At 71.9% G+C, this 15,867-nt stretch carries 12 protein-coding genes; 8 read left to right on the top strand and 4 right to left on the bottom strand.

The window, feature by feature from the left end; all coding sequences use genetic code 11:
• The first annotated feature begins 224 nt into the window (after positions 1–224).
• From QF030_RS13425 to QF030_RS13400, 6 genes are all read left to right on the top strand, one after another.
• On the top strand, positions 225–1,052 hold the full coding sequence (locus QF030_RS13425) for a PspA/IM30 family protein (RefSeq protein ID WP_307167556.1): 828 nt from the start codon (positions 225–227) through the stop codon (positions 1,050–1,052).
• Positions 1,053–1,090: 38 nt separating this feature from the next.
• Positions 1,091–1,369, top strand: coding sequence for a PspA-associated protein PspAA (gene pspAA, locus QF030_RS13420; RefSeq protein WP_307162896.1), 279 nt, complete (start codon positions 1,091–1,093; stop codon positions 1,367–1,369).
• Positions 1,370–1,520: 151 nt separating this feature from the next.
• A complete protein-coding gene (locus QF030_RS13415) occupies positions 1,521–2,744 on the top strand; it encodes a sensor histidine kinase (RefSeq protein WP_307162895.1) in 1,224 nt (407 codons plus the stop codon).
• A complete protein-coding gene (locus QF030_RS13410; protein ID WP_307162894.1) occupies positions 2,741–3,424 on the top strand; it encodes a response regulator in 684 nt (227 codons plus the stop codon). The genes QF030_RS13415 and QF030_RS13410 overlap by 4 nt, the downstream gene beginning before the upstream one ends.
• A 223-nt stretch (positions 3,425–3,647) precedes the next feature.
• Positions 3,648–6,755 (top strand): efflux RND transporter permease subunit, encoded by a 3,108-nt coding sequence (locus QF030_RS13405; RefSeq protein WP_307162893.1) that lies wholly within the window; start codon positions 3,648–3,650, stop codon positions 6,753–6,755.
• Positions 6,756–6,839: 84 nt separating this feature from the next.
• Positions 6,840–9,077 carry a protein kinase domain-containing protein gene (locus QF030_RS13400; protein WP_307162892.1) on the top strand — a complete coding sequence of 746 codons (2,238 nt, stop codon included), beginning with the start codon at positions 6,840–6,842 and terminating at the stop codon, positions 9,075–9,077.
• Between the two features lie 48 nt (positions 9,078–9,125).
• On the opposite strand, the gene nadA is transcribed toward QF030_RS13400, so the two are convergent.
• On the bottom strand, positions 9,126–10,310 hold the full coding sequence (gene nadA, locus QF030_RS13395) for a quinolinate synthase NadA (protein ID WP_307162891.1): 1,185 nt from the start codon (positions 10,308–10,310) through the stop codon (positions 9,126–9,128).
• 277 nt (positions 10,311–10,587) lie between these two features.
• On the opposite strand from nadA, the gene QF030_RS13390 reads away from it, so the two are divergent.
• On the top strand, positions 10,588–10,944 hold the full coding sequence (locus QF030_RS13390; RefSeq protein WP_189916941.1) for a HesB/IscA family protein: 357 nt from the start codon (positions 10,588–10,590) through the stop codon (positions 10,942–10,944).
• Positions 10,945–11,037: 93 nt separating this feature from the next.
• Here QF030_RS13390 and QF030_RS13385 read toward each other — a convergent pair whose 3' ends face one another.
• Positions 11,038–12,966, bottom strand: coding sequence for a hypothetical protein (locus tag QF030_RS13385; protein ID WP_307162890.1), 1,929 nt, complete (start codon positions 12,964–12,966; stop codon positions 11,038–11,040).
• A gap of 123 nt (positions 12,967–13,089) precedes the next feature.
• Complete coding sequence (locus tag QF030_RS13380) at positions 13,090–13,317, bottom strand: hypothetical protein (RefSeq protein ID WP_307162889.1); 228 nt, start codon at positions 13,315–13,317, stop codon at positions 13,090–13,092.
• 129 nt (positions 13,318–13,446) lie between these two features.
• Between QF030_RS13380 and QF030_RS13375 the strand changes: the two genes are divergently transcribed.
• Complete coding sequence (locus QF030_RS13375) at positions 13,447–14,421, top strand: carbohydrate kinase family protein (protein WP_307162888.1); 975 nt, start codon at positions 13,447–13,449, stop codon at positions 14,419–14,421.
• Position 14,422: 1 nt separating this feature from the next.
• Here QF030_RS13375 and QF030_RS13370 read toward each other — a convergent pair whose 3' ends face one another.
• Positions 14,423–15,805, bottom strand: a complete 1,383-nt coding sequence (locus tag QF030_RS13370; protein ID WP_307162887.1) for a cysteine desulfurase/sulfurtransferase TusA family protein — start codon at positions 15,803–15,805, stop codon at positions 14,423–14,425.
• Between the last annotated feature and the right edge of the window lie 62 nt (positions 15,806–15,867).

Genomic DNA, 15,867 nt, shown 5'->3' with positions numbered 1-15,867 from the left:
TCAGAGGGGACAGACTGGGACAGGACCGGGAAAGAGCGGGCGCAGGGTGACCTGACGTTCACCCTGAAGGTCACCTACTCCCCAGGCCGGAGCAACGTCTTGGTCAGTCGTCCTTGGGGATGAGCGCATCCGTCCCCGAACAGTGCGTCAATGGATGCAGGGCCCGTACTGTGGGTTCTGTCGCAGAGCTGGAGCTGGACGTCAGAAGGGGGCGCGCGAAGCCCATGAGCGGTGTCATGAAGCGTATGGGGATGATCTTCCGCGCGAAGGCGAACAAGGCCCTTGACCGGGCCGAGGACCCGCGCGAAACCCTCGACTACTCGTATCAGAAACAGCTGGAGCTCCTGCAGAAGGTCCGCCGCGGCGTCGCCGACGTCGCGACCTCGCGCAAGCGCCTCGAACTCCAGCTGAACCAGTTGCAGTCGCAGTCCTCCAAGCTGGAGGACCAGGGCCGCAAGGCGCTCGCCCTCGGCCGTGAGGACCTCGCCCGCGAGGCGCTCTCCCGCCGGGCGGCCCTCCAGCAGCAGGTCACCGACCTCGAGACGCAGCACTCCACGCTCCAGGGCGAGGAGGAGAAGCTCACCCTCGCGGCCCAGCGCCTCCAGGCCAAGGTGGACGCCTTCCGTACGAAGAAGGAGACCATCAAGGCCACCTACACCGCCGCCCAGGCGCAGACCCGCATCGGCGAGGCCTTCTCCGGCATCTCCGAGGAGATGGGCGACGTCGGCCTGGCCATTCAGCGGGCCGAGGACAAGACCGCCCAGCTCCAGGCCCGTGCGGGCGCTCTCGACGAGCTCATGGCGTCCGGCGCGCTGGACGACCCGACGGGCATCGCGAAGGACGACCTCCAGGCCGAGCTGGACCGGCTCTCCGGTGGTACGGATGTAGAGCTGGAACTGCAGCGCATGAAGGCCGAGCTCGCTGGGGGCACCTCCCAGGCCATTGGCTCTGGGGGAGGAAGCTCGGCCGGCCAGCAGGCCATCGAAGGCGGCACGAGCCAGTCGCAGTCCCAGCAGCAGCCACAGGACACCCCGCGCTTCGACAAGCAGTAGCCCGGCGCCGGGGACGGACCGGAGCCGAGGAGGGCGACATGATCGTACGGATCATGGGGGAGGGTCAGTGGCAACTGGCCGACTCCCATCTCGTCGAACTGAACACGCTGGACGACGAGCTGCTCGCGGAGATGGAGAGCGGCGACGAGGACGGCTTCCACCGCACCCTCGGCGCCCTCCTGGACGCCGTCCGCCGCCTCGGCGACCGGCTGCCGGACGACGCCCTGGAACCCTCGGAACTGATCCTCCCGGCCCCGGACGCGAGCCTGGACGAGGTACGGCAGATGCTGAGCGACGACGGCCTGATCCCGGGATGAGTCCGGCGGCCTCTCGGCGCCGGTCACGGTATGCCGGCCCGTCCGGCGTTTGAGGACCAGGCCCGTTCGGGGCCGACGGCGGGGGTCTGGGGGCGACTGCCCCCGGCCACGGCACGGAAAGCGACGGTAGCCCGGAAGTGACCCCCCTGAAGTGACCCCCTTCGCCCGGGCCCAGCGTCGGCTGAAGGCCCACCCCCTCGCCCTGGACGCGGGCCTCGCCGCGGGCGTACTGCTCTGCATGCTGGCCGGCTCCTTCGTCGACCCGCACGGAGGGCACGGCGTCAGCTGGAGCATCCGCAGCCCGGATCCGCTCAGCCTGCTGCTGATGACCCTCTCCGCCGTCGCCCTCGTCTTCCGCCGCAGCGCCCCCATGACGGTCCTCGCCCTCACCGGCGCCGCCTCGGTGACGGAGTCGGTCACCGGCGACCCCCGGGCCCCCGTCGCCATGTCCGCCGTGATCGCCCTCTTCACGGTCGCCGCCACCACCGACCGCGCCACCACCGTCCGCGCGGGTCTGCTCACCATGACGATCCTCACCGGCGCGGCGATGCTCGCCGGACCGCTGCCCTGGTACGCCCAGGAGAACCTGGGGATCCTCGCCTGGACCGGCATCGGGGCCACCGCCGGCGACGCCGTCCGCAGCCGCCGGGCCGTCGTCCAGGCCATCCGGGACCGCGCCGAGCGCGCGGAGCGCACCCGGGAGGAGGAGGCCCGCCGCCGGGTCGCGGAGGAGCGCCTGCGTATCGCCCGCGACCTGCACGACGTCGTCGCCCACCACATCGCCCTGGTCAACGTCCAGGCCGGAGTCGCCGCGCATGTCATGGACAAGCGGCCCGACCAGGCCAAGGAGGCCCTCGCCCACGTCCGCGAGGCCAGCCGCTCCGCGCTCAACGAACTGCGGGCCACCGTCGGCCTGCTGCGCCAGTCCGGCGACCCCGAGGCCCCCACCGAACCCGCACCCGGCCTGGACCGCCTCGACGAGCTGGCCGGCACCTTCCGCAACGCCGGCCTCCAGGTCGAGGTGGCCCGTACCGACCACGGGACCGAACTCCCGGCCGCCGCCGACCTGGCCGCCTACCGGGTCATCCAGGAAGCCCTCACCAATGTGCAGAAGCACGCGGGGCCCGAAGCGAAAGCCGAGGTCAGCGTCGTGCGCGTGGGACCGAACATCGAGGTCACGGTCCTCGACGACGGGCGTCCCGCGAAGGACGGGCCCCCGGCGGCCGGCGGCGGCCACGGTCTGCTCGGCATGCGCGAGCGCGTCACCGCCCTGCGCGGCACCCTCACCACCGGTCCCCGCTACGGAGGCGGCTTCCGCGTCCATGCGATCCTGCCGGTCAAGACCCGCACGGCCACCACGGGGGAGAACGCATGACCATCCGTGTCCTGCTCGCCGACGACCAGGCGCTGCTGCGCAGCGCGTTCCGCGTGCTCGTCGACTCGGAGCCCGACATGGAGGTGGTCGGCGAGGCGTCCGACGGCGCCCAGGCGGTCCGGCTGGCCAAGGAGCAGCGCGCCGACGTCGTCCTGATGGACATCCGCATGCCCGGCACGGACGGCCTCGCCGCGACCCGGCTGATCAGCGCCGATCCGTCCCTCGCACACGTCAGGGTGGTCATCCTGACGACGTTCGAGGTCGACGACTACGTGGTGCGGTCGCTACGGGCCGGCGCCTCCGGTTTCCTCGGCAAGGGCAGCGAGCCGGAGGAGCTGCTGAGCGCCATACGGGTCGCCGCCGGCGGGGAGGCGCTGCTTTCGCCGACCGCGACCAAGGGCCTGATCGCCCGCTTCCTGGCCCAGGGCGGCGCGCTGGACGACACCCACGACCCGGCCCGGTCCGCCCGGCTGGACGCGCTGACCGTGCGTGAGCGCGAGGTCCTCGTGCAGGTCGCCGGCGGCCACTCCAACGACGAGATCGCCGAGCGCCTCGAGGTCAGCCCGCTCACCGTGAAGACGCACGTCAACCGGGCCATGGCCAAGCTGGGCGCACGCGACCGGGCCCAGCTCGTGGTGATCGCGTACGAGTCGGGGCTGGTACGTCCGAGGGTGGAGTGAGCGCGGCTCTCCCGTACTGCGCCCGGAGTAGGCGCGGGATAAGTAAATGGACCTGGAGCGTACGGATCGGCGCCCCGGCATGGCCCAGGGTGAAGGGGCCACACCCGGCGCACGGGGCACAGGCGCACCACATGTCACCCATACCGCACATGTCACGCCGCCCGTCACACCCGCGCCGCGCCCGGCACCGCTTCTGCCGCTCACAGAGACGAGACCCGTACCCATGTCCTGGCTGTCCCGATTCAGCCTCGCGCAACGGGCCCTGATAGGCCTCATGTCCATCGTCGCGATCGCCTTCGGCGCGATCGCGATCCCGCAACTGAAGCAACAGCTCCTCCCCACCATCGAACTGCCGATGGTCTCCGTCCTCGCCCCCTACCAGGGCGCCTCCCCGGACGTCGTCGAGAAGCAGGTCATCGAGCCGATCGAGGACAACCTCGAGGGTGTCGACGGCATCACCGGCGTCACCTCCACGGCGAGCGAGGGCAACGCCGTGATCGTGGCGTCCTTCGACTACGGCAACGACACCAAGCAACTCGTCGCCGACGTCCAGCAGGCCGTCAACCGGGCCCGCGTCCAGCTCCCCGACGCCGTGGACCCGCAGGTCGTCGCCGGTTCCACCGACGACATGCCGACCGTCGTCCTCGCGGTCACCTCCGACAAGGACCAGCAGGCGCTCGCCGACCAGCTCGACCGGAGCGTCGTCCCGGCGCTGCGGGACATCGACGGCGTCGGCCAGGTCACCGTCACCGGCGTCCGGGATCTCCAGGTCTCGGTCACCCCCGACGACGCGAAGCTGGCCAAGGCCGGTCTGACCACGCAGTCCCTCGCCCAGGCGCTCCAGGCGGGCGGCGCGACCGTCCCGGCCGGCTCCTTCGACGAGGCGGGCAGCAACCGCACGGTCCGGGTCGGCGGCGGCTACACCTCCGTCGCCCAGATCGAGGACCTGCGGATCCCGGGCCTCGCCGGCGCGAAGCCGGTACGGCTCGGTGACGTGGCCGCGGTGCGGCAGGAGGAGGCCCCGGCCGACTCCCTCACCCGCACCGACGGCAGGCCCAGCCTCGCCGTGATGGTCACCATGGACCACGACGGCAGCGCGGTCGCCATCTCCGACGCCGTCGACGCCGAGCTGGCCGACCTGCGCCAGGACCTCGGCTCGGGCGCGACGATCACCGTCGTCAGCGACAGCGGTCCGGCCGTCGCGAAGGCCATCGAGGGACTGACCACGGAGGGCGCCCTCGGTCTGCTCTTCGCCGTCCTCGTCATCCTGGTCTTCCTGGCGTCGATCCGCTCGACACTGGTGACGGCGGTCAGCATCCCGCTCTCCGTGGTGCTGGCGCTGATCGTCCTGTGGACGCGGGACCTCTCGCTGAACATGCTGACGCTGGGCGCGCTGACCATCGCGATCGGCCGGGTCGTCGACGACTCGATCGTCGTCCTGGAGAACATCAAGCGCCACCTCGGCTACGGCGAGGAGCGGCAGTCCGCGATCATCACGGCCGTGCGCGAGGTGGCCGGGGCGGTCACCTCCTCCACCCTCACCACCGTCGCCGTGTTCCTGCCGATCGACCTAGTCGGCGGCATGGTGGGCGCCCTGTTCGGCGCGTTCTCGCTCACCGTGACGGCGGCCCTGCTGGCTTCTCTGCTGGTCTCGCTGACGGTCGTCCCTGTCCTGTCGTACTGGTTCCTGCGCGCCCCCAAGGGCACCCCCGAGGACGCCGAGGAAGCCCGTCGGGCGGCCGAGGAGAAGGAGGCGAAGAGCCGCCTCCAGCGCTTCTACGTCCCCGTGCTGCGCTTCGCCACCCGGCGCCGTCTCACCAGTGTGGCGATCGCCGTCGTCGTGCTGATCGCCACATTCGCCATGGCGCCCCTGCTGAAGACCAACTTCTTCGACCAGGGCGAGCAGCAGGTCCTGACGGTCAAGCAGGAGCTGAAGCCGGGCACCAGCCTGGCCGCGACCGACGCCCAGGCCGAGAAGGTCGAGCGGCTGCTCGCCGGCACCGAGGGCGTGAAGGACTACCAGGTCACCGTCGGCTCCTCCGGCTTCATGGCGGCCTTCGGTGGCGGCACCGACACCAACCAGGCCTCGTACCAGGTGATGCTCGAGGACTCGGCCTCGTACGAGGACGTCCAGCAGCGGGTCGAGGACGGGCTGAAGAAGCTCGAGGGCATCGGGACGACCACCGTCGCCGCCGGTGACGGCTTCGGCAGCCAGGACCTGAGCGTCGTCGTGAAGGCGGCCGACGCGGGTGTGCTGCGCACCGCAGCCGAGCAGGTCCGTGAGGCCGTGGCCGGCCTCGACGACGTCACCGACGTCACCAGCGACCTGTCGCAGAGTGTGCCGCGCATCGCGGTCAGGGCGAACGCCAAGGCCGCCGCGGCCGGTTTCGACGACCAGACGCTGGGCGCGGCGGTCGCCCAGGCGGTCCGCGGGACCACGGCCGCGAAGGCGGTACTGGACGACACCGAGCGTGATGTGGTCATCACCTCGGCGAAGCCCGCGACGACGCTCGCCCAGCTCAAGGCCCTGCGTCTGGGCGCGGTGAAGCTCGGTGACATCGCCACCGTGGAACTGGTCGACGGCCCGGTCTCGATGACCCGCATCGACGGCCGGCGGGCGGCCACCGTCACCGCGAAGCCGACCGGGGACAACACCGGCGCGGTGAGCGCCGACCTCACCTCGAGGCTCGACGCGCTGAAGCTCCCGGAGGGCGCCACGGCCGAGATCGGCGGGGTCTCGCAGGACCAGGACGACGCGTTCAAGAACCTCGCCCTGGCGATGCTCGCGGCGATCGCGATCGTCTTCATGCTGCTGGTGGCGACCTTCCGGTCGCTGGCCCAGCCGCTGATCCTGCTGGTCTCGATCCCCTTCGCGGCGACCGGCGCGATCGGACTGCTGCTCGTCACCGGCACCCCGATGGGCGTCCCGGCGATGATCGGCATGCTGATGCTCATCGGCATCGTGGTGACCAACGCGATCGTCCTGATCGACCTCATCAACCAGTACCGCAAGCAGGGGTACGGCGTGGTCGAGGCCGTGGTCGAGGGCGGGCGGCACCGGCTGCGTCCCATCCTCATGACGGCGCTGGCGACCATCTTCGCCCTGCTCCCGATGGCTCTGGGCGTCACCGGCGAAGGCGGCTTCATCGCCCAGCCGCTGGCGGTGGTCGTGATCGGCGGTCTGATCACCTCGACGCTGCTCACCCTGCTGCTCGTCCCGACCCTGTACGCGATGCTCGAACTCCGCAAGGAACGCCGGGCGAAGAAGCGTGCCGCGAAGCGACAGCAGCCGGCGCAGCCCGAGAAGAACCCGGAACCGGCCGGAGTCTGACACCGCCGCGCCGAGCCCCTTCCCCCGTACGGGTTACATATCCTGTGAGCTCGAACTGCTCGACGGGGGAAGGGGACCGGGGAGTTGCCGCTGAACAAGGACGACCCGAAGGCGCTCGGTGGATACCGGATCGTCGACCGGATCGGATCCGGTGGCATGGGCGTCGTCTACCTGGGCCGGTCCCGTTCGGGGCGTGAGGTCGCCGTCAAGGTGGTGCACGCCCAGTACGCGGAGGACAAGGTCTTCCGGGCCCGCTTCCGGCAGGAGATCGACGCCGTCCGCAAGGTGAGCGGTGCCTTCACCGCCCCGGTGGTGGACGCCGACCCGGAGGCCGTACGGCCCTGGATGGCCACCCAGTACGTGCCCGGACTGGCGCTCTCCGCCCGGATCCGGGTCGCCGGCCCGCTGAAGGGGGCGGAACTGCGCCGGCTGGCCCTGGGGCTGGCGGAGGCGCTGCGGGACATCCACCGGGCCGGGGTCGTCCACCGTGACCTCAAGCCCTCCAACGTCCTGATGGCGCAGGACGGCCCCCGGGTCATCGACTTCGGCATCTCCCGGGCCACCGAGAACCCGACCCTCACCGAGACCGGTCACGCCATCGGCACCCCGCCGTTCATGTCCCCGGAGCAGTTCAAGGACGCCCGGTCGGTCGGTCCCGCCTCGGACGTCTTCTCCCTCGGCGCGCTGCTGGTGTTCGCCGCGACCGGCCGCGGTCCCTTCGACGCCGACAGCCCGTATCTGACGGCGTGGCGGGTGATGCACGAGGAACCGAAGGTGGACGCGGTCGCCGAGCCGCTGCGTGCGGTCCTGACCCGCTGTCTGGCCAAGGACGCCGCCGACCGGCCCGGACTCGAGGAGCTGGCCGGGGAGTTCGCCCGGGCGTTGCCCGAACCCGCGGCGGACGACCGGGAGACGGTGACCCTGCGTCTGCCGCCCGAGCCCGAGGCGGGCGAGGAACCGGAGTCGCTCGCCGCGCCGCCCCGCACGGGCCGCCGTTCCCGGCTGCGCCGTTGGCCGGTCCTGGCCGGGGTCGCGGGCGTGCTGGCGCTGGCGCTCACCGGCTACCTGCTCGACGTCGGCCCGTTCGGCAGGGACGGCACCTCGGGGGATGCGGACAGCACCGGTTCCGAGGCCATCGGCTGGGGTCCCCTGCCCCGAGGCTGGCAGCCCTGGCGGACCTCGGTGTTCGGCACCGCCGCGAGCGGCGTGGCGAAGCCGCTGGAGGGCGCCGGGACCTCCTTCGGCACCTCCCTGTCCTGCGCGATGGGCGAGGGCGCCCTCTACTGCGGGGGCGACGGCGTCCTCCCGGTCCGCGTCGACGGGACGACGGGCCGTCTGAGCTGGCGGGCCGACTCCCAGCCCTCGGGCCTGGCCCGGGAGCGGTACGACGGCGCGGTCCTCGGGGTGCACGACGGCGTGCTGCTCATGACCCAGTCGGTCCTGAACAGCGCGGGCGACGACACGACCGGCACTGTCCTGGCCCTCGACGCCGCCACCGGCGAACGGCTCTGGTCGCGCACGCTCGACCAGACGGGATCCGTCGATTCCGCGGTCGTGGGCGATCTGCTGATGACCTCGGACGGCTACCGGGTGACCGCCCGCGAAGTACGCGACGGCACCGCGCGTTGGAAGGCCACCGTGCCGGCCGGGCCCACCTACTCCTGCGAGTTCCACGCCGTCGACAGCGTGCCGTTCGTCGGCTGCACCGACGCGGGTACCCCGTCGCGCACGGTGTTCTACGCCGTCGACCCCGCCGACGGCTCGACCCGGAAGGTGAGCGTGCCGGACGGCGACGGCGAGTACGTCGGTGCCGTCGACGGAGACCTGGCCTTCGTGATGTACGTGGCCCGGGATCTCCGAACCCCCGCAGAGTCGGCGTACGGCGAGGTCGTGCTGGTCGACCCGGACACCGGCGCGGTACGGAAGAAGCAGTTGCCGGACAGTCCGCGCGGCCAGGCGGCCCTGGTGGGCGGAGTGCTCTGCTTCGCCTCCTCCAGCGGCCGGATGACCGCCCACTCGCCCGAGACGGGCGAGCGGCTGTGGCAGACCTCGACGACCCTTCAGCAGCCGGGCCCCGCCGTCGCCGACGGCCAGGGGCAGGCGGTGTTCGCGGCCAGCGCCTCCGGGCGGGTCGCCGCCCTCGACCTCGATACGGGCGACCTGCTGTGGGAGTCGCCCGCGCGGGCCGAGCAGGTCGTCGGGGTCGGCTATTCCTCGGCACGGGTGTTCCTCGACGAGGGAGCCGTGGTGGTGCTCAGCCCCGACGGGACCGTCTTCGCGCTGGACCCGGCCCACCCCGACCGCGAGCCGCCGGCGGGGTGAGCCGGGCCTACGGCGTCCGACGAGGTCAGGGGGGCCGGGGCGGTGCGGCTACGGCAGCGCCAGCATCCGCTCCAGGGCCAGCTTCGCGAACGCCTCGGTCTCCTGGTCGACCTCGATCCGGTTGACCAGCTTGCCCTCGGCGAGCGACTCCAGGGTCCAGACCAGGTGGGGCAGGTCGATCCGGTTCATCGTCGAGCAGAAGCAGACCGTCTTGTCGAGGAAGACGATCTCCTTGCCCTCGGGCGCGAAACGGTTCGCCAGCCGGCGCACCAGGTTCAGCTCCGTGCCGATGGCCCACTTCGAGCCGGCCGGGGCCGCCTCCAGCGCCTTGATGATGTACTCGGTCGAGCCGACGTAGTCCGCCGCGGCCACGACCTCGTGCCGGCACTCGGGGTGCACGAGCACGTTCACGCCGGGGATCCGGGCGCGGACGTCCTCGACCGACTCCAGGCTGAAGCGGCCGTGCACCGAGCAGTGGCCCCGCCACAGGATCATCTTCGCGTCGCGCAGCTGCTCGGCGGTCAGCCCGCCGTTCGGCTTGTGCGGGTTGTACAGGACGCAGTCCTCCAGGGACAGGCCCAGGTCGCGGACGGCGGTGTTGCGGCCGAGGTGCTGGTCCGGCAGGAAGAGCACCTTCTCACCCTGCTCGAAGGCCCACTCCAGGGCCCGCTGGGCGTTGGAGGAGGTGCAGATCGTGCCGCCGTGCCTGCCCGTGAACGCCTTGATGTCCGCGGACGAGTTCATGTACGAGACGGGCACGACCTGCTCGGCTATGCCGGCGTCGGTCAGCACGTCCCAGCACTCGGCGACCTGCTCGGCGGTGGCCATGTCGGCCATCGAGCAACCGGCGGCGAGGTCGGGCAGGACCACCTTCTGGTCGTCGGACGTCAGGATGTCCGCGGACTCGGCCATGAAGTGCACACCGCAGAACACGATGTACTCGGCCTCCGGGCGGGCGGCCGCGTCCTTGGCCAGCTTGAAGGAGTCGCCCGTGACATCGGCGAACTGGATGACCTCGTCGCGCTGGTAGTGGTGGCCGAGCACGAAGACCTTGTCACCGAGCTTCTCCTTGGCGGCGCGGGCGCGCGCGACCAGGTCGGGGTCCGAGGGAGAGGGCAGGTCGCCGGGGCACTCGACGCCCCGCTCGCTCTTCGGGTCGGCCTCACGGCCGAGCAGCAACAGGGCGAGCGGACTCGGCTGTACGTCGAGCTCCGTGGTCTGGGCGGTGGTCACGGCACGCACCCTTTCTACTTTTCGTCGATCTGACGTTATCTATCATATCCCGCTTCCCGTCACTTTGACGACGGTCATCGCGTCGATGTGACGTGAATCCCGTGACCCGGCCCGCACCGCTGGGGAGGCCGCTGTCCGCCGGGTCGCACGTGTGCGAGCATGAAAGGCAGGAAGAGGAGAGAAGCGGAAACTCGACTCCTCGGCCCGGAATGAATCCGCGGCCCCGACGGTTGGAAAAGTCGGCAAGCAGTCTCCGTACAACCCGGGAGAGATGTAGATGTCCGTATCGGACGAGAAGACCACTGTCAGCGACGGCATCCTCCTGTCCGACGCCGCCGCGGCGAAGGTCAAGGCCCTGCTCGACCAGGAAGGCCGCGACGACCTGGCACTGCGCGTCGCCGTTCAGCCCGGCGGCTGCTCCGGCCTGCGCTACCAGCTCTTCTTCGACGAGCGTTCGCTCGACGGTGACGTGGTGAAGGACTTCGACGGCGTCAAGGTCGTCACCGACCGCATGAGCGCCCCGTACCTGGGCGGCGCCTCCATCGACTTCGTCGACACCATCGAGAAGCAGGGCTTCACGATCGACAACCCGAATGCGACGGGTTCCTGCGCCTGCGGCGACTCCTTCAACTAGGTCGCCCGTTCGCATCGCCGAACGCCACGAAGGCGGCGGTCCCCTGTGGGCCGCCGCCTTCGTCGTTCGCCCCGCGCGAACCGCCGCCGGGCGCTACCGGACCTTCGGGAGCCGCGCGCCCGCCTTCTCCAACGGGATGGCGCCGCCGTCCGACCCGACGACCTTGCGGCTGCCCAGTGACTCGTCCAGGTGCACGGTCTGGTGGTACTCCTCGGCGATCAGGATGCAGACCTTGCCCTTCCAGGGCGTCTCCGTCACGGTGACCTTCACCTCGTCGCCGCTCTCGGTCGCCGTGGCCTTGTAGTCGCCGCACACCCCGCCGGTGAAGCTCACGACCAGCTCGTCGCCCTCGACCGTGTACCCGTCGACCTTCACGTCCCGCGTCCCGGAGGACGCCGTCGGTGTCCCGGTCGGCGTGGGCGTGGGCGTGGTGGCGGACTTCAGGTACGCCGGTTCGACGGCCGGCTGTGTCACCGTGTAGCCGCCCGCGACCCCGGCGGCCCGCACGTCGAACAGCCAGGACGGCACGAGCACCTGCCGCCCGTCCGAGGTGTGCGGGGCGAGCCCGAGCACCGCGTCCTCGACCGTGGCCGTCTGCGTTCCGGGGGCGGTCGTCGACGCGCCGCACGGACTCTCCAGCCGGTCCTTCAGCGGCACCGGACTGGCGCAGCCGCCGATGCCCATCCGGTGGTCCGTGCCCGGCGCCGCGTTCAACGCGTCCAGCGCTTCCCGCGCGCTCAGCAAGGGGTACGTGTCACCCTTCACCGGCGTCTCCAGCTGCCCGTTCCCGCCGACCACCTCGCCCTGGGCGTCGACGCTGATCCCGGTCGTCCAGCCGTAGGAGGGCAGCCCACCGAAGACCGGGTCGGCGTTGACCACCCGCGAACTCCCCATGACCTGGCTCGCGTCCACCCGCGCGCCGTCCTGTCCGACCGCCTTCAGGACCGGCGCCGCCGCCTTCTTCGCGGCCGCCTCGCTCACCGGGGCGCCGGACCCGGCCGGGGGAGTCGCGGTGCACTTGTCGGTGAAGGCCGTGCAGTTGTCGGTGCCGGGCGCGTACCGGGTGAACGTCCACATCCCCGGCGCCTGCCGGTTCACCCGCAGCACCGGGCCCGAACCGTCGTTCCCGGAGCCGACCTTCCAGGCCTCGCCGTCGACGACCGGCGTCCCCTCGGCGCCCAGCGCCTTCGCCAGCCGGGCCACCTCGTCCTGTGTGACCTCGCCCTTCGCCCAGTACACCGGCGCGGAGCCGGGACCGTCGGGAAGGGGGCCGTCGGCCTGGTAGGTCACCCCGTAGGGGTTCGGCTCACCGGGCGCGATGCCGCTCGTACCGCCCTCGGGGGTACCCGTACCCCCGGAGAGGTCGTCCAGGAGCAGCGCCGCGGGAGTGCCGTCGCCGGACGGAGACCCCGAGCCGGTGCCCCCGCCGGAGCCGCCGACCGCACTGGAGGTCAGGTAAGCCCCACCCCCGCCCACCAGCAGCACGGCGGCGGCCACGGAGGCGATGAGCACGGGGGAGCGGCGGCGGGGACCGGCCGGGGGCGCGTCACCGGCCACCGGCCCGACGACGTGCTCGTCAGCAGCGGAACCGGAAACGGCGGCCGCCTCGCCCGCGTCGGCCCCGGCGGCCCGCAGACCGGCGTCGCCGAGGGGGCGGGCCGCGGAACCGACGGGCGTGCCGGCGTCGGTACCGGCGGGCGTGCCGGTCTCGGTATCGGCGGGCGTGCCGGTCTCAGAACCGGCGGCAGCCCCGGCCTCGGTACCGGCGACAGGCCCGGTCGCGGTACCGGCGGGAGTGCCGGGAACGTCGGCCTCTTCCTCTGCGCCGGTCTCCTCGGCCTGCGCGTCCTCGGCCCGCGCGTCCTCCGCCTGCGCGTCCTCGGCCCGCGCGTCCTCGGCCCGCGCGTCCTGGATCTCGGCCTCCTGGATCTCGGCCTTCTCGGCCCTGACCTCGGCCGTCTCCGAACCCGTCTTCTCCGGCTCGCGCGCGGCGTCGTCGTTCTCGGGTCGCTCGGTGTTCACCGCATCGCTCCTTCGGCTGCCCTGTTGGCGTACCTCATATCCCCTTTACGGGGGACGGCGATGGGACGCGGCGGGGGAGCGCACGGTTCCCTTCCGGGCGCCGTACCGAAGGAAATCGAGGGATCACCCCCGCGGGTCGCTCCAGTTGCCGTAATCCGGCATAGCCTCCAGCAGGCGTGCCGATGCCGCCGGGACGGTCACGCCGATGATGAGTGACGGGGAGACCGGAAGGGAAGCGATCTTCTCCGGGGCGGCCCAGTGCTGAGCCGTCCGGGCGCCGTCGCCCCGCAGCGAGGCCAGATCGCCGTCGAGGTCGGACGGAGCGGGGGCGTGGACCTTGAGGTTCGTCATAGCCGAACCGTATGTACGCGGAGCCCGCGAAGAAAGATCTACTATCGGGTAGTTTCGGCTGCTTCAGTGGCGCGGGTCCACCGGGTAGCGTGAACTGTCAATCCGCCTCCCCTCAGGAGAGTCCACGCCGTGCGCATCGCAGTCACCGGCTCCATCGCCACCGACCACCTCATGACGTTCCCCGGCCGCTTCGCCGACCAGCTCGTCGCGGACCAGCTGCACACGGTCTCGCTCTCCTTCCTGGTCGACAACCTGGACGTGCGCCGGGGCGGCGTGGGCGCGAACATCGCCTTCGGCATGGGCCAGCTGGGGACCCGCCCGATCCTGGTCGGCGCCGCGGGCGCGGACTTCGACGAGTACCGGGCCTGGCTGGACCGGCACGGCGTCGACACCGGGTCGGTCCGTATCTCCGAGACCCTGCACACGGCCCGCTTCGTGTGCACCACCGACTCCGACCACAACCAGATCGGCTCCTTCTACACCGGCGCGATGAGCGAGGCCCGGCTCATCGAGCTGAAGACCGTCGCCGACCGTGTGGGCGGCCTGGACCTGGTCCTGATCGGCGCCGACGACCCGGAGGCGATGCTCCGCCACACGGAGGAGTGCCGGTCCCGCTCGATCCCCTTCGCGGCCGACTTCTCCCAGCAGATCGCCCGGATGAACGGTGACGAGATCCGGATACTGCTGGAGGGCGCGACGTACCTGTTCTCCAACGAGTACGAGAAGGGCCTCATCGAGTCCAAGACGGGCTGGACGGACGCCGAGATCCTCTCCAAGGTCGGCCACCGCGTCACCACCCTCGGCTCGCGCGGCGTCCGGATCGAGCGGGCCGGCGAGGACCCGATCGAGGTCGGCTGCCCGGAGGAGGAGGCCAAGGTCGAGCCCACGGGCGTCGGTGACGCCTTCCGCGCCGGCTTCCTCTCCGGCCTGGCCTGGGGCGTCTCCCACGAGCGCGCCGCGCAGATCGGCTGCATGCTCGCCACCCTCGTGATCGAGACGGTCGGCACCCAGGAGTACCGGCTGCGCCGCGCCCACTTCATGGACCGTTTCACGAAGGCCTACGGCGACGAGGCCGCCACCGAGGTCCGCAAGCACCTGGCGTGACTCAGGAGAGCCGGCGGACCACATAGGCCGAGCCCCGGTCCGCCGGCTCCTCACCGACGTACTCCTGTTCCCGCATCTCGCACCATGCGGGGATGTCCAGGCGGGCCGCCTCGTCGTCGGACAGCACCCGCACCGTGCCCCCGACCGGCACCTCCCCGATGACCTTCGCCAGCTCGATGACGGGAATCGGACACCGCTTGCCCAGCGCGTCCACCACCAGCGCGTCGCCGCGCACCCCGGCAGCGGCCACCGCGACGGGCGCCCCGAGCTTCTCCCGCACCCCCGCCACCGCCCCCGGCAGCACGGCGAGGAACCGCTCGACGTCCTCCCCGGCGACCCCCGCCGGCAACGAAACCCGCACGTTTCCCTCACTCAGCACCCCCATCGCCTTCAGCACATGGCTGGGCGTCAGCGTGCTGCTGGTGCAGGACGACCCGGAGGAGACGGAGAACCCCTCCCGGTCCAGCTCGTGCAGCAGCGCCTCCCCGTCGACGTACAGGCAGGAGAAGGTGACGATCCCCGGCAGCCGCCGCCGCGGGTCCCCGACGACCTCCACATCCGGCACGACGGCCGCCACCCGCTCGCGGATCCGCGCCGTCAGCTCGCGCAGCCGTACCGCCTCGGCCGCCGCCTCCGCCCGCACCGCCCGCAGGGAGGCCGCCGCGGCCACGATCGCCGGAATGTTCTCGAACCCGGCCGCGCGCCCCGACTCCCGCTCGTCCACCGGCCCCCGGACGGCGAACCGCACCCCCTTGCGCACCGCCAGGACCCCCACCCCGGACGGCCCGCCCCACTTGTGCGCGCTCGCCGCCAGTACCGACCAGGGTCCCGCCACCGGCCCCCAGCCGAGCGACTGCGCCGCGTCCACCAGTAGCGGCACCCCCGCCTCCCGGCACAGCTCGGCCACGGCCGCCACCGGCTGCTCGGTGCCCACCTCGTGGTTGGCCGACTGGAGACAGGCCAGCGCGGTGTCGGACCGCAGGGCGTCGCCGTACGACTCGACGGTGACCGCACCGGTCCTGACCACCGGCACCCGGGTCACCGCCCCGCCCTCCGCCTCGAACGCCTCTGCCGAATGGAGTACCGAGGAGTGTTCGACGGCTGACACGATCAGGTGACGCCCGACCCGTCGGCGCCCGGCCAGCGCGCCCGCGATCCCGGTGTGCACGGCCCGCGTCCCGGAAGAGGTGAAGACCAGCTCGTCCGGACGGCAGCCCACCGCCTCGGCGGCCGCCTCCCGGGCGGCGTCCAGCAGCATCCGCGCCCGCCGCCCCTCCCGGTACAGCCGAGCGGGATCGGCCCACCCCTCGTCGAGCGAGGCCAACAGGGCCTGGCGGGCCACGGGATGCAGGGGGGCGGCGGATGCGGCGTCGAAGTAGGACACACCCCAACGTTAGAACCCGCGGACGCCGTGAAGGGGCGCGGGGATCCGCGCGAACGGCCCCC

This window comes from Streptomyces rishiriensis, assembly GCF_030815485.1.
GTDB classification, from domain to species: domain Bacteria; phylum Actinomycetota; class Actinomycetes; order Streptomycetales; family Streptomycetaceae; genus Streptomyces; species Streptomyces rishiriensis_A.
This window is presented reverse-complemented; position numbering and strand designations above follow the sequence as displayed.